The organism is Sanyastnella coralliicola (assembly GCF_030845195.1).
Taxonomy (GTDB): domain Bacteria; phylum Bacteroidota; class Bacteroidia; order Flavobacteriales_D; family Sanyastnellaceae; genus Sanyastnella; species Sanyastnella coralliicola.
Genome location: NZ_CP132543.1, coordinates 34,222 through 55,767 on the forward strand (window position 1 = coordinate 34,222; position 21,546 = coordinate 55,767).

A 21,546-nucleotide genomic window follows, 5' to 3' on the forward strand; every position below is an offset into this window, starting at 1 on the left:
TCAAATATCATCATTCTGAGTTAAGGCCTGCTTACGCAACCACCTTTTGATACCAGCCTGCAGTTGTCCGCCTTTGATATACGACTTGCTCATGATGCTGGTGGTCTTCTTTTTGAATTGGGCTAGCGCCGAATCGGACACGTGCTTCCAGGAAGCGAGCTCGTTGGCCACTTCTTGATAACCTCGGTCGAGTTTTCCCAGATCAGACATGGCACTCACATTCCCGGTTCGGTAACGGTACACAGGAGATGGAATGGAACGATATTCTCCAGATGATGAAATCGACAGGTAGAACAACAAATCTTCAGAATGCGTCAAGCCTTCTTTGAATTGATAGGTCTTACCTTCTCGTCTTCGAATCATCCAAGTAGGTCCGAAGAAGCACGATTCATCGAGTGAGAGCAGTGCTTCGAAGGGATTGCCTGAAAAGCTGCGAGAGTTCACAGCCAGGTCTTTGCCGTTGTCATCGCTAAACAATTGCACAGCTCCGTCTACAAATTCAACTTCAGGATCATCGAAAAGGGGTAGGCGGGCTTCTAAGCTATTGGGTAGCAGTTGATCATCGGCATCCAAGAAGCAAAAGAAGTCACCGGTCATGGACTGGAGGCCACGATTTCGAGCGGCACTTACGCCAGCATTCGTTTGAGTGATCAAGTGAATACGTGGGTCGGAATACTGCTCAACAATTTGCAGACTGCCATCGGAGCTCCCGTCATTGATGCACCACAACTCCCAATGGTCATAGGCTTGATCTAAAACCGATTGAACGGCTTGTTCCAAGGTCTTTTCGGCGTTGAAAAAGGGAAGTATGATGCTTACGAGTGGTTTCATTGAAGGAGTTCTTCAATGTAATCAACTTGTTGTTTATAGCTGCGGTCATCACAGAATGCGCGACGCTTTGCCTGTAATTCAAGTGAGTTGAATGAAGCCGTATCGTTCAGCGCTTGTTCCATCAAGGTCATCCAGACGGCTTCTTCATCTGCCATTTCGAAAAGCTCCAATTGCCAATAACTATCAAGAATATTGGAGACGATCACACGTCCAGTACTTAAGAACTCACAGATCTTATGCGGGTTCGCAACCTGCTCATATTCATCTGTTTGATAGGCCACCATAAATACATCTGCAGAAGCCAGACACTCGTGGTAGGCGCGACCTTGTAACGGGCCCAAAAGGGTGACATTGGGAAGGGTCTTCAGTTCTTCTACGAAGTTAAGTGCTGCTTGACTCGGTTTCTTCATAAAGTCTCCTGCCTCGTGCACCCCGGCAAAATGAAAATCGGCGTAATGGAATCGTTTGACGGCATTCAATACCCGTTCACGATCTAACAATTCAATCAACAGGTTCCCGCTGTATACCACGCGTGTCCGTGGGTGTGGATTTGTCCATTCGGGAGCTGGAATTGCGTTGCATCCGTGACCAATATTGAAACTGCGCTCGTTCTTTTCCTTTAATCGTTCTTCAATAAATCGGGTGGTACAAAGACAAAGGTCGGCCGTAGCTGCGGCGCGTTTCCACTCAAAATCTTGGTTGAGATCTACCACATGATGAATCGAGGTAGCCCCTTTGATTACATTCAAATCAAAGAATCGCGAGTTATCAAATGACCAAATGATATCGGGTTTTCCTTTGGTAATCGAGGCAATCTTAATGAGCTCTCTACGCTGTAATTGTTTAGCAATAATCGCAGGAAGTTTTCGCAGTCCTTTAAACGGGTGCCAAGACATGATGCGAAGATTCTCTATACCTTCAATTGTTCTAGGTTCAGCAGATCCTCCAGGTGGTTCGATGAAGACGACATCATTGCCACGACGAGCTAATTCTAATGCGTAGTGGTGCTTAGAAAGTAGCTGTTCTGCCCAAGGCTCAGGCGAGATAATCCAGATTATTTTTTCCTCGAAATTCAAGACCTCCCGAAGATAGCCCGTTTGATCTGACGGGCCCCGAGTTTTATGAGGAATCGGTGCATTTTATGCTTGAAGGTCAAATTCGGTTGCTGACGGTGCTCAAAAGCCAGTGATTCTTGAAAGAGTTGCTTGTCAATTGGGCGTTTTTCAACCTTCTCCAAGGCGGTTCCAAGATGTTGCGCATTTTTCTTCCAATCCAACTGCTCATCGGCGTGTAGTAAGGTTCTTTGTTGCCAGCTTTCCAGTTGCTCACGATCATCAACCGCGCGTTGCATCGCGTTACTCAAGGCTTCAACGTTCACCTCGTTCATTGGCCAGTAGTACTGGTCTTCTCGTTTCCAGTGCTTTTCTACGCTAACGCGGAATCCGTTTTCCCCCTCGTTGATGAATTCATTCATTGGGGCTTCGTCGGGTACAATAGCTGGAAGTCCGCTAGCGAGGGCCTCAGGTAACGAAAGACCTATGCCGTCAAGACGAGAAGGGTACACATACCAATCTCCTTCGTGATAGAGTCCTGGTGGAGGCACTTCTTTATTGATCCAAACAATGCGTTGGTCTGATTCTACGGCTGTCTGTAATTCTGGGAAATCAGAAAGTGGACGTTGGGCGTGAAGTATCAGTTGAATATCCTCATTCGGAAGTCTTTTGAAAGCCTTTACGCACAGATCGGTTCCCTTGCGATCAGGGTTGTAGCCTAGGGAGTGAAAGAAGCGGAAACCGCGTTCCGCCCGTTCAGGGCTAGAGTACAACGAAAGATCTACGCCCCAAGGAACATACATGGCACCAGGCAAGTGTTCGAAGACGCTGTAATGACGTTTGGTGTTGCAGAGCAGGAAGTCATAATGAGCGAAAAAGGGAGTGGTGGAATCAGTGTAGTAATCGATGTATGCACCGATCAACGGTCGATCTTTTAAGCCCAGTAAACGGTGGATGACATCCCAACTGTGTTGTTCGTTGAAGAGAAGGTAAGCGGGATTTTCGCGCTTCATCCAAGCGCTGAAGTCGTTCCAATCAATGGTGGTTCGAAGCGCCCCAGGCAAGAATTCGCCCCAATGCACAAAGTCTTGAGCCCATTTGGGGTCATTGTGCGGGAATTCATCACCGGCACGCGCATACACGCGTATGGTGAATCGCTCCTGAAGCGCAGCTATGTACGCAAGAGAGACGTGAGTTGCGCCGCGTTCGAACCAGGTGCTAATGATTCCGAGAACCGGCTTTGTGGCCTTCATCACGGCCTAAAGGTAAGGAACGGCCTAATTGCAGGGAAGTCCAATCGTCGAAAGAAAGCCGAGAAGATCAGCCACGTTCACTTGATCATCGCCTGTTAGATCAGCTTGACAGTTCGCCGTACAACCGAAATCGCCAAGAAGGGTCAGTAGATCGGTGGTGTTCACTTCGCCATCTCCGTTGAAGTCTCCCGGGCAGTCACCTAGGCTAGCGCCGAATCTCAACACGTATCCGTCGTATTCCCCAAGAGAAGATCGGGATGTGACATCGCCATTATCATCTGTGATAATCATCGTCCGCTCAAACTCTCCTCCGATTACCATGGAGTCATCATTTTGAGCTAGAGCTAACGACTTATTTCGACCGATATCACCACTAAAGATGATGTGAGCATTAAGTACACCTGTTGTGTCGTATTGAGCAATGAAAGTGCGTTCGTTTAAAACATCGTAAGACACGATATTCCCATCTGAAGAAGCAAGCGAACCTGTGAGATTCACCATTCCACTCACGCTGATTACATCGTTTTGAAGTGTCATTTGTCCTGCCTCAGCGTTGAAGCTACTGGTAGTTACGTTGGTGGCCGAGCTTAAGTCACCGCTCACCGTGTACTTCAGGAGGAAAACATCGTTCGAGTTTCCAGAGCTCAAGTCGATGGTTCCAGTTGATCCCTCGAAAGTTTGAGTGCCAGAGAATTGTCCGAGTACGAAGAGGGATCCATTCGAGCTGATCTTCATCTCCGTGACATCTGTGCCATTTCCGCCGGCTAAGTGAGCCCAGCGGTAGCTTCCATCACCTTCATAGGCTACAATCACCATGTCATTGGAGCCACCACCTGGAATGGCCGGTGCAGCCCCAGCTGGATCGAACACCACATTGAAACGCTTAATAGCCGCCATGTAGATGCGATCATCGTCTCCGACTTGAATGTCAACGGCGTAGTCGTTCGAGGTAGAACCAAAAGAGTTTGCCCAAAGCAATGCACCATTGAGGTCGAGTTTAGCCAAGAAGATATCACTGTTACCATTGTCGCTAAGGGTGGTTCCGGCATCCAACTCTAAGTTCCCTTGGAAGCCACCAGCTATGAGTAGATAATCGTCTTTTACCTCAATGTCATAGGCGTTTTGAATAGCATTTTGATTGAGGTATGTTTCTTTCCAGATGAGGTTGAGGTCGCTATCAAGCTTCATCAAAATAAGCCCAGCGAGATTGTTGATATTAGCGGGTTCTGTAGCCAGTCCACTAGGGCCCTCGAACGTAAAATCACCGAAGTAACTACCGAAGACGTAGATATTGTCGTCGCTATCGACATCCAGCCCTCTCAATTGGAAATTATTCGAACCACTTAACGTAGCTAATCCTTGTTCACTACCAGTGGCATCCTTCAAAGAGATGAACGCGCTTTGCGAACCGTTTGATTGAACAGTGTTGCCTTCATCTGTGAAGAGTTGTCCTTCAAAATATCCTGCACTCACTATTGAACCATCATTTAACAACACCAGCTCAGTCGTTGCGTTGGAACCTCCACTAAGAGGATTCACTCCGAGGCCAAAGTCAAAGCTTCCCATCGCGTTATGCTTGGTAACGTAAAGATTGGCCCCACTTACGGCGTTGTAGTCCAATGCTAGTCCTCCTCCATTGGGGTCAAGGTCTAGCAGATCTTGTCCATTCCCAACGGAATACACTTCATCAACAGCACTAAAAGCCGCGCTAATTCCTTCGGCAAAACTGGAGCTGGCTACCTGATCATACCAAAGCAATTCATTATTCGCGTCATACACGGCAGTGAAAGCATCCGTAGCTTGCGTAGAGGCTTGCACAGAACTGCCATTAGGATTCAATTCTACACTTCCAGTAAAGTACCCTGAAATGACAGCATCATGATCATTGTTCAGGTCTAGACTAAGTACACGATCGTTGCTGTTGTTGCCGAGATTCATAGCGCTGATGTAGCTCCCGTCGTCGAGATAGCGCGCAAGGAAGATATCATCTGAACCATTAGAAGAAAGGCTCGCCGTTCCAGCGCTAGCGTCAAAGTCAACAGTCGAACGGAAAGTACCTGTGACCGCAATTTCTCCATCATTCCAATCAAGATCATAACCCGCATCGGCACTTGTCCAGCCCATGGCATTGACCCATCGGAACGTCCCATCATTCTGGTAAGAGGCTACGAAGATATCGTCGTTTCCTACCGCAACTGTAGTGGTATTTCCAGCGCCAGGATCAAAGTCTTTCGTTCCCCTGAATTTTCCAGTAACATAGAAATTACCCGCATCGTCTAAAGCAAGTTGGTTGGGATAGTCGAAGTTCAGGGTCCCTTCAACACTTGTTCCCCAATTGTAAGAACCGGTTCCGGTGGTGTATGACGAAAACCAAATCTGCTGACCGCCGGCCAAAGCTCCTGGAGTGGAAACCAAATCTTCGCCCGCACCAGGGTCAAGGTCAAGTGTCTGACTAAAAGCTCCGGTGGTAATCACTTGCGTGCCATCAATCACAAGGCTTGAGCCACTCTCGGCACCAGGCCCAGTAAGAAGCTGTGCCCATCGATAGTCGCCATTGCTATTGTATGAAACGATCATCGCATCTGACTCATTCGGTTCAAATGCCGTCATTGTATTTGAGGGGTCGCTTGGATCAGGGAAGAAAGTATTTCCGAAAGTGCCAATGACGTAGATATTGTCATTCGCATCTACAGCGACATCGTTGTAGCGAGAATTACTGCCTGCGTTAAAAGCTTGTGCCCAAATCAATGCGCCATTGGCGTCGTACACCACGATGAATGGGCGTTCAGAACTTGGACTAGAGGTGGTAATGGGGAAGTACGAAGGGGAAGGATCAACATCTACGGTTCCACGGAATTGACCAACGATCACCAAATCGCCTTGGTTGTTGATCACAGAGCTGATGGGCTCCATCCGATTTCCCTCTCCACTTGCAAAGGAACGCAGCCAATCTGTTTCAAATTGGGCGTTTGCACTCAATGGGTTCATGCTCAGGATCATTGCCAAGCATCCCATGAGGATTCTCACTGTATTCATCACTGGTTAGGTTAGCCTTTTCAGACACATTAAAGATACGAAAGTTTGAGTTCATCGGGTGTTTCGGATGACCTAGGGACCGCTCATCAACAATCTGAATTAGATGATGACTTGCTTTGTATCTTGCTCATCAACCGAAAGAAATCCGATCATGAATAGCTTACCAAAATTCGTGCCGACGCTCGTCGGACTGCTCCTATTTTCCCTTGCTGGATTCGCTCAAGTAGACATGGATCAATTTAAGAACATGGACATGCGCCATGTAGGTCCTGGTACAATGAGTGGACGTGTCACATCTATTGACGTTGTGCGCGATCAACCAAACGTCATTTATGTTGGAACAGCCTCTGGTGGACTCTGGAAATCTGTATCCGGAGGAATCACATGGGAGCCCATTTTTGATGATCAAGCCGTTCAGTCTATTGGTGCGTTGAAGATTGATCCTAGCAACCCAGATGTGATCTGGGCCGGTACTGGAGAAGGGAATCCTAGAAACTCCCACACTTCAGGAGCAGGGATCTACAAAAGTATTGACGGTGGAAAGCATTGGACTTTGATGGGATTGGAAGGAACGAAAACGATCCATAGAATCATCGTTCACAGAAACGATCCAAATACCGTGTGGGTAGCAGCTCCCGGTTCAGCATGGGGCCCATCTGAAGACAGAGGTATCTACAAAACCACAGATGGCGGTGAGACTTGGAACAAAGTACTCTACGTCAATGACGAAACGGGTTGTGCAGATTTGATCGTTGACCCAGTAAATCCTAATAAACTCTTTGCAGCCATGTGGGAACACGGCCGCAAGCCATGGACTTTCAATTCAGGGGGTGAAGGCTCGGGCCTCTACGTCAGCTTCGATGGTGGTGAAACTTGGACGGAACGTACAGAAGAAGACGGATTGCCAAAAGGAGATCTTGGTCGTATCGGACTCGCGGTTTCTGCAGCGAATCCAAACGTGGTGTACGCCCTAGTAGAAGCTAAGAAGAACGGTTTATATAAAAGCACTGATGGAGGTTTCGAATGGGAACTGGTTTCAACGAAGAACATTGGAAATCGTCCGTTCTACTACGCAGACATTTACGCCCACCCTGGTGATGAAAACACACTTTTCAATCTTTACTCAATGGTAAGCAAGAGTATTGATGGAGGAAAGAACTTCAATGTTATCCTGCCTTACAGCGGGGTACACCCAGATCACCACGCGTTCTACATCCACCCAGATGATCATAACTACATGATCAATGGAAATGACGGGGGATTAAATATTAGTCGTGACGGAGGAAAAGATTGGGAGTTCATTACCAATCTGCCTGTTGGTCAGTTCTACCATATCAATTACGACATGGCAACTCCGTACCATGTGTATGGGGGAATGCAAGACAACGGTTCGTGGCAAGGTCCAGGATATGTGTGGCACAGCGGAGGTATTCGCAATGAAGACTGGCAAGAAATCAGCTTCGGCGACGGATTCGATGTAGTTCCCGATCCTTCAGATTTGAATTATGCGTATTCGATGTCTCAGGGAGGTTATGTCTCTCGGGTGAATATTGAAACGGGTGATATGCGTTTCATTCAGCCAAGACATCCGGAGGGTGAAACGCTTCGATTCAACTGGAACGCCGCAATCGCTGCTGACCCGCACAATGAGAACGGAGTGTACTTCGGCAGTCAATACCTCCACCGATCAGCTGATCATGGTGAAAGCTGGGAGATTATCTCACCAGACTTGACTACCAATGACACCACGAAGCAACAGCAAGCAATTTCTGGTGGTTTGAGCATAGATGCTACTGGAGCTGAGAACTTCACATGTATTCTCTGTATTGAGCCAAGTATTCACGATAAAGACGTGATTTGGGTGGGTACTGACGACGGACATGTTCAGGTAACCCGTGACGGTGGAAAGGTGTGGCAAGAACAAAGTGAGCGTTTGAAAGGACTTCCAGAAGGAAGCTGGATTGCTCAGATCATCGCATCCCCTCACAACCCGGCTGAGGCTTTCGTGGTCGCAAATAACTACAGAAGAAACGATTGGAACCCATATGTGTACCACACCACAGATTACGGCGGCAAATGGACACGCATCGTTGATGAAGAGATGGTTTCAGGTCATTCATTGAGTCTGGTTCAAGATCCAATTGAAGAGAATCTACTCTTCCTAGGTACGGAAAATGGACTGTATGTGTCATTTGATAAAGGGTCGAACTGGAACAAATGGGAGCATGATTACCCTGCAGTGAGCACGATGGACCTCAAGATTCACCCACGTGAACATGATTTGATCATCGGTACTTTTGGTCGCGGTGTGTATATCCTTGATGATATTCGTCCGTTACGCGCTACCGCGGAATCGGAACTGCCTGCCTTGAAAATCTTTGAGCCAAACACAGCCCTAATTCATTCATGGAAACGTCCTCGAGGAGCTCGTTTTGGTGCAGACCACCTCTGGGCTGGTTCCAACAAGCGCAGCGGAGCGGCTCTTAGCTGGTACGTACTTCCTGACAGCATGGATGCTGAAGAAATGGATACGAAGGCAAACCTCTATGTATTGGCTATGAATGGAGATACGCTTCGTTCTCTCGAGCTTTCACCAGACAGCGGGGTGACACGCAGCAGCTGGTGGATGGACACCAAAGGGGTGAATTTCCCAAGCCGCAGAAAACGTAACGACGATTCAGAACCAGGAGGTGGGCCAACCGCTCTTCCAGGAGATTACAAACTTGTACTTGAATACAAAGGGATGAAAGACAGCACCATCCTAACAATCGATGTAGACGAGCGCATGGAATACGATGCTGCGGTGGCCGAAGCTGCACGCGAGCATGAATTGAACGTGCAGTCAGTAATCGAACGTGCTGAAGAGACCTTCACACGCATCCGTGAGGCACAAGACATCATTGGCTTTGTGAATAAGCAAATCACGATAGCTGAAGATACTTTGTTGAACGATCTCAAGTCGCAAGCTGACTCGCTCAACGGCGTATTGAAAGACCTAGAACATCGCTTTATGCGTCCTGAAGAGGAAGAAGGATACGACAGTGTAACAGAGCGAATCATGTCGCACATCTGGACGGCATACTCCTATGCAGACTTTGGACGTGCACCAGGGCAAAATGCCATCAACGCACTCGACAAGGCAAAACGCGAAGTAGACCTCGTGATCGAAGACGTCAATGCTTTCTTCAATGGTGATTGGAAAGCGTGGCAAGAAGAAGTAGAAAAGACGGTGATGTCACCGTTCAAAGACTGGGGTGATCTTTAACCACCAGTAATCGCATATCCGACGGTAAAGTGAATGGCTATATTGGCCATTCCACCGTCCCAAACAGTGGTGAGATTTCCGGGGTCAGGGGAGTTTCGAATCGGAATAACGCTCATGCTGTAGCGTGACATAAAGAAAAGTCCGCCATCAAGCTCGTAGCCAATTCCTCCAGCAATACCTACATCAATGTTTTCCATCGAAGGGTTGACGATGTCGTATTCGGCTCGATCAAATAGACCTTGACTGCTGATGAGGTAGCCAACGTATGGCCCAGCATCGATCATCATACCGTTCAACAGCGTGTACTCGACCAAAATAGGTACGTCTACATAGTGGAAGGTATACCCCCAGCTAGAAAAATCTCCATTGTCAGGGTCTGATGGACGACGGCTTCCCTTACCAGCGTAGCCCATTTCCATTCGGACGGCAAGACGCTCAGAGAGATTTGCTCGAACAAATCCTCCTCCAGTAAAACCAATCTTATTGAATCCTTGGGCGTTGTCTCCGTCTACCTGAGAAGTGATGATGCCTCCGTAGATACCGGCATCAAATACCTGTTGCGCTTGGAGTGCACCTCCAAGACATAAACAGCATATGAGGGCGAGCAATCGCATTACAGATGTACCGCTGTCACGTTCACTACTTCACCAGTCACGTTGTCTACAACAAGGGCTATGGCTTCACAGTTCTCCATGATCCAGTCCATATTCCACTCGAAAGTGTAATCGTTCTGATCTTCATCTCCGCTGTTTGCACCAGATGAGAATGAAAGTCCTGTTGGGCCTGTTACTGATCCACGAAGAGTGTGCTTGAAGTGGTAATCTGGCACTGATTCAGGATCATTTCCATACCACAGCTGCCAATCATACAATTCACTTTCAGAGAATAGGATGATCAGGTTCGTTGGGTTCTCGTAATCAGAAGCCCACTGACCATTCACGTGAAGGTTGAGGTGATTGTTCTCTGCCACGTAATTCGCTGACATCTGCAGATTCACGGCAGCATCATTACTCAAGTATGAAGCTACCTGGTCTTCCCATAGGGAAGGAGTGTAGAAGTTTCCTGGTCCACCAGAACGATTAATACGTCCTATCGGGTTTGCTTGGAAATCAAGCTGGTCCCAGAAGAATTGTCCTTCATCTGTCACCCAATCAGTGCTGTATGGATCTTCAGGGTTAGTCACGGCGAGGTTTCCGGCGTGAACAGCCAAGAGGACAACACGGTCAGGGTGATCTTCATATATCTCTTCTGCGATCACTGCCGCATCCGGACAATTACCACATTGATGAGCAGTGAAGTCTTCGATGAATACGTTAACACCCGTTGTTGGCGCTGCACCAAATATTGGGGCATCTCCGTAAAGGTCAGCGCGGTAATTAGTGGTTACCGGTACCACAGGGTCATCAATCTGATCACATGAAGCGAACAGCAGCGATGCAATGGCGAGGGTTCCTAGAAGTTTTTTCATAACTGATTGACTTAGAAACTACTTGTAAATGTTATTTCAAATCCGTTGGATGCTGGTACTGCACGACACACACCTCCCACACAGAAGATACCTTCTCGACGCTTACCATATCCTACGGCTAAGCGGTGTGGTCCGTTGATGTATCCGATGGTACCGAACAAATAATGAACGCGTGCATCCGGATCTTCGTTCCCAAAGTTATACTGATCCATCACACTTACGAACCAGTGCGGAGAATAGGAATACTCGAATAGTACGGTTCCCCAGTCTCCTTTATCCTGCTCAGTGAAGAGTGTTTGTAGCTCTGTTCTGAGTGAGTGGTGCTTCGCAAGGCGGTTGTTTAACTCGAGTACGTGCATGTTTGCGTATACGATGCCTTTGAAGTCTACGGTTACAGGAGTGGTGTTTGTATTGAACTCGAGGTAGTAGAAGGTGTATTTAGCCTTAAAATTCTTCGAGAATTTTCTACTGATCTCCACGTTCAAGTCACGCACGAATTTCTCGTCACCGAAGCCCAGTGAGTTTCGGCGGTACCCTTGCACTGCTCCCTCTACCCCAGAGAACCCAGTTGTATCAATATTGTTTGCTGCTGCAAAGTTCACGGTCACGTTTGTTCCGTATTTACCTACAATGGCATTGTAGAATCGCTTCATCGATGCTCCGAAACCGGTGGCACCTTCAGGTAAATCTTTGCGCTTGAATTTCTTGAATACCTCAACATTAAATCCAGTCTCACCGTCAATTACTGTAGCGTATGGGTAGAGTGTTGCTGCGAGGTTGTATGTATGCACCTTCGTAATCGCTGGGATGAAGTTGATGGGTGCATCGAAAAGGAGAAGATCGCGATCAGAGCGGAAGCTCATGTTATCTACCATCTTTCCATTGAGGTTGAACCCAAATCCAGGCTTGCTATATGAAAGGTTAGCGAAGATTCCTTCCCCTTCGCGGTAGATGTAGTCGTTGTCTGCGTTCGGATCATTAATCTTGCGAACATATTCTGCGTAGAGGTTCCAGTTACCGTAGTAGATATTCGCGCGACCAGCATACGCAGCCACGTTTTCTGGAACTTCAAGTACCAAGGTGTCTTTTTCAATCTGGCTACCAGTTTGGAAACGGCTCACGAATGAACCACCCAAGGTTACTTGTAGCTTTTTACTAGCCCAATCTTCTTTAAACTGGTTGAAGTTGACTTCGGCATCGGCTGCTCGAACTACACCTTCACCATTGATGAGACGTGAGTCAAAGTCGAGACGCTGACGGCCGTATATTCCTTTCAGCTGAATACCATTAATTGGACGGAAAACTACACGGAGCCCATCCATGGCATTGTCAACCCCTAGATAGCGCTCTTCGTACGAGCGAAAGATTAATCCAGAACCAAGTTGATCATAGAAGTTACCGATGGTTACATCATACTGGTCAGTACGGTAACGCGCAAATCGGTAGGCGATTCCTTGTCCTTTGAAACGACCAGGGTAACCCAACAGAGCATTTTGGTATGCTTCGTAGCGCACTCCAGCAGAGAAGTTTCCTTTCGTGTAGATGAGGTTGGCCCAAGCGTTGAGGGCAGATTGCTCAGGTGGTACTTGCGCACCAATGAGTGAATCTTCCGCGTAGCTCTGCCAGATAAGAGAAACGTTTCCGGTTACTGAACCAGGGTCGCTGTTCTGGCCTCCGAACTGTCCGAGAACAGCTAAAGGAGCCAGCATCAACGTTGTGATGAGGAATCGTAAGGTTTTCACAACAAGGTTTGGTATCAAATAGGTCTAAAGGTCGAGGAGGGGGAGCAGCTTAGAGTTTGCTGAGCTGCTCGTACATTTCTTCTTCGTCGCCGTCAGAGTAGTTGTTGTTTTGCCAAACAACATTTCCTTCTGCGTCTACAAGGAATGTATGTGGTACGTTGTTCACCTGCATAGCCCGACCGAAATCACGGTTTGGATCAAGCAGGATGGTGTAAGGCCATTCAACGCTATTGATGTAGGGTGCAACGCGGTTCGCTGTGCGCTGATCGTCTACTGAAACGGCAATCAATTCAACACCGAACTCATCCTGCCAGTCTTCGTAGTACTCTGTGTAGTTGTTTAGCTCACGCTTACAAGGGCTACACCAAGTTGCCCAGAAAGAGATGATCACAGGCTTTCCTTTACCTACGAGGTCAGCAGTATTTACTGTCTTACCTGAAGCGTCTTTCAGCTGTACGTTCGGAATTGTTTGCGCTGTCAACATTCCAGCAGAGAATACGATGGCTAAAGCGAGGATTAGTTTTTTCATTGTTGCGTTTTATTGGTTAAAAAAAGAGACCAACAGTTGGATAACAAAGGTTATACCAAACTGCTGATCTCTTAATTTTTTGATCCGTCTATATCTTACTTCGTAAGGTTAAGACGTACTGTAGATACATTGTTATCAGCAGTGATGTTGATCAGGTACATTCCAGCTTCTAGAGCTGAAAGGTCACGCTGAATACGCTGCTCACCTGCTTGTAGAGTACCTAGATCGAAAGTCATCACTTTCGCTCCTAGAAGGTTAACTACTTCAACAGTTACGTTAGCTGCATTTGCAGTTCCGAAGTTAATGTTTACCAATCCGTTTGATGGGTTAGGGTAAACGTTCAATGAAGTCAAAACTTCACTCTCTTCAACACTTACTACAGTGTTCACGTTAGCTACTGCTTGGTCTGATTCGAAATCGTAGTTACCGTTGTAATCGTAGATAGTTGCAGTTACCGCACCGTTCTCCATAGACTCAACTACACAGCTACCGTCGATACCACCCCACTGTGATCCTTGTAGTCCGTCTCCGTAAGAGTCAGTGATAGTGAATGAGTAACATCCAGTTGATGGAGCGTAAACGTTCTCAACGTACTGAGTTTCGCTAGCGTAAGAACCAGCAGCTACAGAAGCAACAACGTTTCCGTCACCGTCTGTGATTTCCCATCCTGTTTCTTCACCCCAGTTGTCAGTGTTAACTGTAATACGCATGTGAGTAGTAGACTCAGTTGCTCCAGAGATAGAAACCGCTACAGTGTTGTTGTCTCCGTTGTCATCAGCAGAAGTAATTTCGATAGAAAGGTCTGCAGCTCCACCAGTGTTTACAGTTCCTACCGTTACTTCTTCGATTGCGTATGTGTCTAGGTTACCAGTCCAATCGTAAGATGCGATTGACGTTCCACCGTTGAATACCTCGATAGTACAAGCAGTCAATGGCTCAGTACCTAGATTCATGATAGAAACAACTACATCAAGCTCACCACAAGTTGCAGTCTCACCATCGTAGGAAGCGATTGCAGGATCGTTCGGTAAAGTAGCTGGCTGACAAGCTGCCTGAGAAACGAAATCGTAGTGAGCTTGAGTGCTCAACTGACCTGTTTCCGTAACCACTCGGTTAGGACAAATAGTGTAAATCGTAGGGTAGTACGAGACATTATACGCGTTGCCAGTTTCAGCAGAATCAAATTGGCGGAATTCTACACCTTCTGTCCAGTCACCAACTGTGTTGCCGCCTGTCCCATAGATATCATCGATTGATGTGCTGGCATCAGCTTCAATTGAAATTACAACGAGCTCATCAGTTCCTTCAGGTCCGTACTGCTCGTAAAGGTCTTCTAATGCACCGTCAATATGATAATTCCAGCAAGGGCCACACCAAGTAGCGTAAAAGTCGATGATTACTGCCTTTCCGGCGTCAAGGTGTTCATACAGATTGAATGAGTTACCATCCAAATCGTCGATAGTAAAATCAGGGGCGATAGATCCATCCGGAAGCTGTGCTTGTGCTCCGAATGCTACTGCTACACCCAAGATCATCATAAGTGAACGTAAAGTCTTCTTCATAGTGATTGAGTTAATTCCAAAATTATTTGAATCGATTTCGCAGCGGTAAATGTAGCGTTATTTTATTGTGAACTTACCCGCATTTGCCTTGAAAATCGTATTCCAGAACCCCGAGTTTTAACAACTTAAGTGCTCTTTTTCTCCTCCGATTCCTGAAATCTGAACCTAAGACACTTGTCTCAATCTTTCAATCATTGCTCTTTTTAACCTTGCATAGCAAATCTTGTTGGTTCCTGTAAAACCTTGTAAGACAACGATTACCGGTGCGTTGGGCTCTGAATTCTATTACTAATCGACTTTGGCCGATAGGCCTGCAGAATAAAAGGAACACGGAAACTTTCAAGTTGGAATCCTATAAAAATCACTTATCCGTGTCATTGGGAGTCTAAATGATATTGGTTTTGAACTTTTTAGTTCTGAAGGCTGTTCTGGTTAGTTTATCAATTGCTATTTTGGCAATGTTTCGAAATAGATCCTCACTTGAGATCTGAAATATGGGGCGATGTGTATCGCCCCTTTTTTTCAACTTGCATCCGAAACAAATAGCGATGAGAAAAGCACTTCTCCCCATTTTCCTACTATTCCTGGTCGCTTGTGGTGATGAGCAGCCAGTACAAGATGAGCAACCCGCTGCACAACCAACCCCAGCAACCTCATCACAATTTACCTTGGTTAAGCCTGCTGAGAGTGGTGTCCAGTTCGTGAATGAAGTTCACTATTCTGAAGAAGTGAATCATCTGACCTGGGATGCACTTTATTACGGAGGAGGTGTGGCCATCGGTGATGTGAACAACGACGGCAAGCCTGATCTTTTCTTCACCGGAAACCAAGAACAAGATCACCTCTACCTCAACAAAGGAGAAATGACTTTCGAAGATGTTTCCGCTAACGCGGGAATTCAAGAAGAAGGTACGTGGTCTAATGGAGTAGCCATGGCCGATATCAACGGAGACGGGTGGCTAGATATATATGTGTGCCGCAGCTCTTGGAAATTGGATTCGGAAGACCCCGACATGCGCAAGAACCGTCTTTGGATCAACAACCAAGATGGAAGCTTCACGGATAAAGCGGAATCATACGGATTGGCCAACATCGGATATTCTACACAGGTGGCCTTCCTTGATTATGATCACGACAACGATCTCGATGTGTTCCTTCTTAATGCGCCTTCGAACAACTTAGAACAGAAAATAGCATACAACGACTCGGGTTTTCCGGATTGGTGCGCTGACCGACTTTACAGAAACGACGGAGAATCATTCACTGATGTGTCAAAAGAAACAGGTGTTCATGCATTTTCATTTGGCCTTGGCGTTGTCGCTTCAGATCTGAACCACGATGGCTGGGTAGATATATATGTAGCCAACGACTACGAACGTCCTGACTATTTCTACATCAACCAACGCGACGGTACCTTCAAGAATGAATTGAACTCGAAGATCAAACACACTTCCTTCACCGCTATGGGGTGTGATGCTGGTGACATTAACAACGACGGGCTCTCAGACCTGATCGTGCTTGATATGCAGTCGCCAGACCACGTGCGTTCAAAAACGAATATGCCAACCATGAACACCGATGTGTTCTGGAGTTACGTTGATAAAGGCTACAACTATCAGTACATGAGCAATGTGCTGCAAGTCAATCACGGCGCCGGTTATTTCACAGATGCTGCTCAAATTGCTGGAGTGTCTTCTACAGATTGGAGCTGGTCTGCACTATTGGCTGATTTCGACTTGGATACAGACAAAGACCTATACATCACCAACGGAATCAACTACGACATCCGTAATAATGACTTCGCCTTGGAGTTTGAAAACCGAATGGATCAAGGACAACAAATTGATCTCTTCGAGCTTTCTGGCTTGACGCCTTCCACCAAAATCTCGAACCAAGTTTTTGAGAACCTCGGTGATCTGGAGTTTAACAAGGTGCAGAAAGAATGGGGTCTAGATCAGCCATCATTCAGTTACGGAGCTGCTCACGGAGACCTTGATGGAGACGGAGATCTTGACTTGGTTGTGGCCAACAATAACGACACTCCTTTTATATTCAAGAACAACGCTTCGGGTAATTGGCTTCAAGTAGCTTTCACAGGTCCACAAGGGAACGCTTTCGCTTATGGCGCCAAAGTGTTCGGGTATCAAGGGGAGAAAATTCTTTACGATGAGCTAACGGTCGTCAAAGGTTACCAGAGTTCCTGCGAACCAATCATTCAGCTAGGGCTTGGAGGTGAAGCTAGTCTCGACTCACTCGTGGTTATTTACCCTGACGGACAAGCACAAGTGCGTCGCAATGTGAAAGGAAACCAGCGTTTGAACTTGGAATACGCCAATGCACGCGTTCGTTCTCCTAAAGTATACGACTTCGAACCGCAGATTTTTGCGGATATGACTGCCCAGTCTGGGATAGACTTCACCCATAAAGAAGATGATTTTGACGATTACCGTCGAGAGGTGATCCTACCGCACCGTCAGTCTCGACTCGGACCCGCACTAGCGCCTGGCAAATTCTTTGCAGGTAGCGATCAGAACTGGGCACGTGAAGATGGGAGAAGAGGAGGAGACATCTATATAGGAGGAGCCAAAGGGCAGGCGGGTGCCTTTTTCAAAATTCAATCAGACGGTACTTACAAGAAGGTTGAGGACAGAACGATTTCAGCCGACAAAGGATTTGAGGACGTCGCAGCTATGGCCCTTGATGTGAACGGCGATGGATTTGATGATCTCTACGTCGCCAGTGGAGGTTACCATCTCGATGAAGGAGCTTCAGGATATCAGGATCGACTCTACATCAATGATGGAACAGGTAGGTTCTCGAAAGCACAGCTTCCGGAGACAGCACGAACCAATGCCGCTGATGTATGCACAGGTGACTTTGATGGTGATGGTGATCCCGATGTGTTTGTAGCAGGTTCTGCTCTACCAGGAAAGTATCCTCAGTGTGATCGCTTCTTAGTTTTGGAGAATCAAGAAGGTGTCTTGGTAGATCGTTCAGACGATTTCCCAATGCTTCAAGATTTAGGCGTGATCAAGGATGTTGACTTTGCTTACCAGAAGAGCGGACTTCAGCTCGTAATTGTAGGTGAGTGGATGCAACCGATGATCTACGACTTTAAAGACCTCACTCCAATTTCAGGATCAACAGAGCCAACTTTTAATGGTTGGTGGCAAGAAGCCGTTTGTGCTGATATTGATGGTAATGGATTCACAGATATCGTCGTTGGAAATACAGGGGTCAACAATAAGTTTCATGTTGATCAAGAACATCCGCTTAAAATCTACGGGGGTGATCATGATGGCAATGGAACCAATGATCCCGTTCTGTCAAAGGCATATAAAGACCGCTTCGTGCCTGTTCGGGGGCGAGAGTGTTCTTCTGAACAAATGCCATATGTCGCTGATCAGTTCCAGAACTTCGAGAGTTTTGCTGATGCCTCTATCGAGGAAATGCTAGGCGATGCCATCAATGAGGCTTACTACCGAGAAGTGCAAGAGTTCAGAAGTGGGGTGTTCATGAATGATGGAGCCAATTATACCTTCGTTCCTTTCCCGAATGAGGCGCAGTTGAGTGTAGTCAACTCTTTCTATATCGATGATTTCGATGGTGACGGAGATATGGATCTGGCTATCGCCGGAAACAATTTCGACGCTGAAGTGGAGACGACACGTTATGATTCATCTAACGGAGTCGTGCTTATCAATAAGGGTAACGGAACCTTTGAGGTACGCGATTACCTCGAGAGTGGATTCTACCTTCCACTCAATACAAGAGATATGGTAACGATCAGCCTTCGCAACAATGGCAAGACGTCAGAGTCTCGAACTATAGCCGTTTCAAACGATGATCGAGCCGTGGTTTTCAAGCGTCGTTGACCTTAGCATTTTAACTCCAAACCTAATTTCCGCCGCAGGCGAAAGGATACTATCCGAAAGCCTGCTAAATTTGCCGCTTCTATGAATAAGATCAGAAAGCAGGACGCCCTTGATTATCACTCATCTGGGCGCAAAGGAAAATTGGAGGTGATTCCTTCAAAACCCTACAGTTCACAGCGTGATCTTTCCTTGGCTTACTCACCAGGTGTGGCTGAGCCTTGTCTCGCTATCGCGGAAAATCGTGAAGACGTATATAAGTATACTACCAAGGGGAATTTGGTAGCAGTAATCAGTAACGGAACAGCCGTGCTTGGTTTAGGGGATATTGGCCCTGAGGCAAGCAAGCCTGTGATGGAAGGAAAAGGATTGCTGTTCAAAATCTTCGCTGATATCGATGTGTTCGATATCGAAGTAGATGCTAGTGACGTTGATCGCTTTGTGGAAACTGTAAAGGCGATCGCTCCAACTTTCGGAGGGATAAACCTCGAAGACATCAAGGCACCTGAGGCATTCGAAATTGAGAAACGTCTAGTTGAAGAACTCGATATTCCGATCATGCACGATGACCAACACGGCACAGCCATCATTTCGGCGGCAGCCTTGTTGAACGCACTCGAGCTAGCAGAGAAGAATATTGAAGACGTGCGCATCGTAGTGAGCGGTGCAGGTGCAGCAGCCATCTCTTGTCTTGACCTCTACGTTCGTTTAGGTGCAAAGCTTGAGAACATTGCGATGTTCGACTCTAAAGGTCACATCAATACTTCTCGCGATAATCTCGATGAGCGCAAGTCGCGCTTTGCCACAGAGCAAGCCTTCACTGATTTAGGCGACGCCTTGAAAGACGCAGATGTCTTCCTTGGATTGAGTAAAGGAGGAATCGTCAACGGCGATATGATCAAATCGATGACGTCGAACCCGATTGTATTCGCATTGGCTAACCCTGATCCTGAAATTGGATATGAAGAAGCCATGGCGACGCGTGATGACGTTATCATGGCTACCGGACGTTCAGATCACCCTAACCAGGTGAACAACGTACTCGGTTTCCCATACATCTTCCGTGGAGCATTGGACGTACGTGCTACGTGTATCAACATGGAGATGAAGCTCGCGGCGGTGCAAGCCATTGCGCGTTTAGCAAAAGAACCAGTGCCAGATGAAGTGAACGAGGCCTACGATATGCGAAACATCGCTTTCGGACGAGACCTGATCATTCCAAAACCACTGGACCCTCGATTGATTACCGAAGTCGCTTCCGCGGTAGCGAAAGCAGCCATAGATTCTGGAGTAGCGAAATACGAAATCGACGACTGGGGAGCATACAAGCAAGAACTCATCCGTCGATTAGGACGCGACAATAAGTTGATCCGAAGCATTTCTGAACGCGCACGTAAACGTCCGAAGCGCGTTGTGTTTGCTGAAGGAGATAGCTACAAGATTTTGAAAGCCGCAGAGCAAGCCTCTGATGAACGCATTGCATTCCCAGTATTGCTTGGAAGTCGTGATCGTATTGAAAACATGATCAAAGAAAACTCAATCGAGTTGACTGATTACGAGATCATCGATCCAAGACATCCGGAAGAAGCTGAGCGCTTGACACTTTTCGCAGAGAAGCTTTTCGCGAAACGCCAACGCAAGGGAATGACGTTGACTGAAGCGCGCAAAGCCATGCGTGATCGCAACTACTTTGGTGCCATGATGGTGGAGACAGGAGATGCAGATGCCTTGGTTTCTGGTTTGACCCGTAACTACCGAAACGTGATTCGTCCGGCCCTTCAGATCATTGGAATGGAAGAAGGCGTGGAGAAAGTTGCCGGAATGTACATCATTGATAGTGGTTCAGGGCCAATCTTCTTCGCTGATACAACAGTGAATGCAGATCCAACCTGGGAAGAACTCGTAGACATCACCTTGCTTGTAGCGAAGACGGTCCGTCGTATGCGCATGACGCCAAAGATTGCCATGTTGAGTTACTCGAACTTTGGTTCAGCTTATGGCAAAGATTCGAACAAGATGCGCAAAGCAGCGGCATTCCTACAGAAACATCATCCTGATCTGATTGTGGATGGTGAAATTCAGGCCAACTTTGCATTGAATAATGAAATGATTGCGGAGAACTTCCCATTCTCAACACTGCGCGGTAGAAAGGTCAACACGTTGATTTTCCCTAACCTTGCGGCAGGAAACATCGCTTACAAGTTGATGCAAGAGATGGGAGATAAGGAAGTGATCGGTCCGTTGTTGCTTGGAATGAAGAAGTCATTCCATGTATTGCAAATGGGATCGAGTGTGCGGGAGATCATCAATATGGTGCGCATCGCTGTGGTTGATGCCCAAAATAAATAGGAATGATCCATCACCTTCGAGGAAGACTAACTGAGAAAACACCTACGCACGCTATCATAGAATGTGGTGGCGTAGGTTACCTACTACATATAACACTCAATACGGCACAACGCCTACCTAACGATGAGTCATGCATGCTGCTCGTTCACGAAGTGATTAGAGAAGATGCGCATGAACTTTACGGTTTCCTTGAAGAAGGGGAGCGTGAGGCCTTCAGACGTTTGGTGTCTGTGTCTGGTGTTGGAGCCAATACGGCTCGTATGATCTTGAGTTCTCTGACTCCTGCTGACCTTGTTAATGTGATCCTTTCCAAGGATGTCGATAGTTTGAAAGGCATCAAAGGAATTGGGGCTAAAACTGCCCAACGAATAATTGTAGATTTGCACGACAAATTTCCAGCGGGTGATCTTGGTATTGAAAAAATTGCTCCTGGAGGCAATACAGTTAAAATTGAAGCGTTAACTGCATTGTCGTCGCTAGGCTTCGACAGAACCAAAGCAGAAAAAACTCTCGATAAGATCTTGAAGACAGAAGGGTCATCTATCTCGGTAGAAGAACTGATCAAGCTGGCTCTCAAGCAACTATGA

General features: G+C 47.0%; 13 protein-coding genes. 4 read left to right on the top strand and 9 right to left on the bottom strand.

The window, feature by feature from the left end; translation table 11 throughout:
* From RA156_RS00155 to RA156_RS00170, 4 genes are read right to left on the bottom strand one after another with little or no spacing between them, the layout of a single operon-like run.
* Nucleotides 1–831 (bottom strand): glycosyltransferase family 2 protein, encoded by an 831-nt coding sequence (locus RA156_RS00155; RefSeq protein ID WP_306641783.1) that lies wholly within the window; start codon nucleotides 829–831, stop codon nucleotides 1–3.
* Nucleotides 828–1,907 (bottom strand): glycosyltransferase family protein, encoded by a 1,080-nt coding sequence (locus RA156_RS00160; protein ID WP_306641784.1) that lies wholly within the window; start codon nucleotides 1,905–1,907, stop codon nucleotides 828–830. The genes RA156_RS00155 and RA156_RS00160 overlap by 4 nt, the downstream gene beginning before the upstream one ends.
* A complete protein-coding gene (locus tag RA156_RS00165; RefSeq protein ID WP_306644190.1) occupies nucleotides 1,904–3,136 on the bottom strand; it encodes a glycosyltransferase family 4 protein in 1,233 nt (410 codons plus the stop codon). The genes RA156_RS00160 and RA156_RS00165 overlap by 4 nt, the downstream gene beginning before the upstream one ends.
* A gap of 24 nt (nucleotides 3,137–3,160) precedes the next feature.
* Nucleotides 3,161–6,172, bottom strand: a complete 3,012-nt coding sequence (locus RA156_RS00170) for a hypothetical protein (protein ID WP_306641785.1) — start codon at nucleotides 6,170–6,172, stop codon at nucleotides 3,161–3,163.
* Between the two features lie 151 nt (nucleotides 6,173–6,323).
* Between RA156_RS00170 and RA156_RS00175 the strand changes: the two genes are divergently transcribed.
* Nucleotides 6,324–9,437, top strand: coding sequence for a WD40/YVTN/BNR-like repeat-containing protein (locus RA156_RS00175; protein ID WP_306641787.1), 3,114 nt, complete (start codon nucleotides 6,324–6,326; stop codon nucleotides 9,435–9,437).
* On the opposite strand, the gene RA156_RS00180 is transcribed toward RA156_RS00175, so the two are convergent.
* The 5 genes from RA156_RS00180 to RA156_RS00200 form a co-directional block, all read right to left on the bottom strand.
* Nucleotides 9,434–10,051, bottom strand: coding sequence for a porin family protein (locus tag RA156_RS00180; RefSeq protein WP_306641789.1), 618 nt, complete (start codon nucleotides 10,049–10,051; stop codon nucleotides 9,434–9,436). The two genes, RA156_RS00175 and RA156_RS00180, sit on opposite strands and share 4 nt — an antisense overlap.
* The gene (locus RA156_RS00185; protein ID WP_306641790.1) at nucleotides 10,051–10,905 is read right to left on the bottom strand and encodes an Omp28-related outer membrane protein; all 855 of its coding nucleotides are present in this window, start codon (nucleotides 10,903–10,905) and stop codon (nucleotides 10,051–10,053) included. Before RA156_RS00185 ends, RA156_RS00180 begins: the two co-directional genes overlap by 1 nt.
* An 11-nt stretch (nucleotides 10,906–10,916) precedes the next feature.
* On the bottom strand, nucleotides 10,917–12,647 hold the full coding sequence (locus tag RA156_RS00190; RefSeq protein WP_306641791.1) for a DUF6029 family protein: 1,731 nt from the start codon (nucleotides 12,645–12,647) through the stop codon (nucleotides 10,917–10,919).
* Between the two features lie 49 nt (nucleotides 12,648–12,696).
* Entirely contained in the window at nucleotides 12,697–13,176 is a 480-nt protein-coding gene (locus RA156_RS00195) for a peroxiredoxin family protein (protein ID WP_306641792.1), read from the bottom strand.
* A 95-nt stretch (nucleotides 13,177–13,271) separates the two neighbouring features.
* Entirely contained in the window at nucleotides 13,272–14,738 is a 1,467-nt protein-coding gene (locus RA156_RS00200; protein ID WP_306641793.1) for a T9SS type A sorting domain-containing protein, read from the bottom strand.
* Between the two features lie 548 nt (nucleotides 14,739–15,286).
* Between RA156_RS00200 and RA156_RS00205 the strand changes: the two genes are divergently transcribed.
* From RA156_RS00205 to ruvA, 3 genes are all read left to right on the top strand, one after another.
* Complete coding sequence (locus RA156_RS00205) at nucleotides 15,287–18,613, top strand: CRTAC1 family protein (RefSeq protein WP_306641794.1); 3,327 nt, start codon at nucleotides 15,287–15,289, stop codon at nucleotides 18,611–18,613.
* Between the two features lie 81 nt (nucleotides 18,614–18,694).
* On the top strand, nucleotides 18,695–20,959 hold the full coding sequence (locus RA156_RS00210; RefSeq protein WP_306641795.1) for an NADP-dependent malic enzyme: 2,265 nt from the start codon (nucleotides 18,695–18,697) through the stop codon (nucleotides 20,957–20,959).
* 2 nt (nucleotides 20,960–20,961) lie between these two features.
* Complete coding sequence (ruvA, locus tag RA156_RS00215) at nucleotides 20,962–21,546, top strand: Holliday junction branch migration protein RuvA (protein ID WP_306641796.1); 585 nt, start codon at nucleotides 20,962–20,964, stop codon at nucleotides 21,544–21,546.

Bases quoted from the DNA above. Each gene is read 5' to 3' on its own strand.
- RA156_RS00155 (WP_306641783.1), bottom strand. From the start codon at position 831: ATGAAACCACTCGTAAGCATCATACTTCCCTTTTTCAACGCCGAAAAG.
- RA156_RS00165 (WP_306644190.1), bottom strand. From the start codon at position 3,136: ATGAAGGCCACAAAGCCGGTTCTCGGAATCATTAGCACCTGGTTCGAA.
- RA156_RS00170 (WP_306641785.1), bottom strand. From the start codon at position 6,172: ATGAATACAGTGAGAATCCTCATGGGATGCTTGGCAATGATCCTGAGC.
- RA156_RS00175 (WP_306641787.1), top strand. From the start codon at position 6,324: ATGAATAGCTTACCAAAATTCGTGCCGACGCTCGTCGGACTGCTCCTA.
- RA156_RS00180 (WP_306641789.1), bottom strand. From the start codon at position 10,051: ATGCGATTGCTCGCCCTCATATGCTGTTTATGTCTTGGAGGTGCACTC.
- RA156_RS00185 (WP_306641790.1), bottom strand. From the start codon at position 10,905: ATGAAAAAACTTCTAGGAACCCTCGCCATTGCATCGCTGCTGTTCGCT.
- RA156_RS00195 (WP_306641792.1), bottom strand. From the start codon at position 13,176: ATGAAAAAACTAATCCTCGCTTTAGCCATCGTATTCTCTGCTGGAATG.
- RA156_RS00200 (WP_306641793.1), bottom strand. From the start codon at position 14,738: ATGAAGAAGACTTTACGTTCACTTATGATGATCTTGGGTGTAGCAGTA.
- RA156_RS00205 (WP_306641794.1), top strand. From the start codon at position 15,287: ATGAGAAAAGCACTTCTCCCCATTTTCCTACTATTCCTGGTCGCTTGT.
- RA156_RS00210 (WP_306641795.1), top strand. From the start codon at position 18,695: ATGAATAAGATCAGAAAGCAGGACGCCCTTGATTATCACTCATCTGGG.
- ruvA (WP_306641796.1), top strand. From the start codon at position 20,962: ATGATCCATCACCTTCGAGGAAGACTAACTGAGAAAACACCTACGCAC.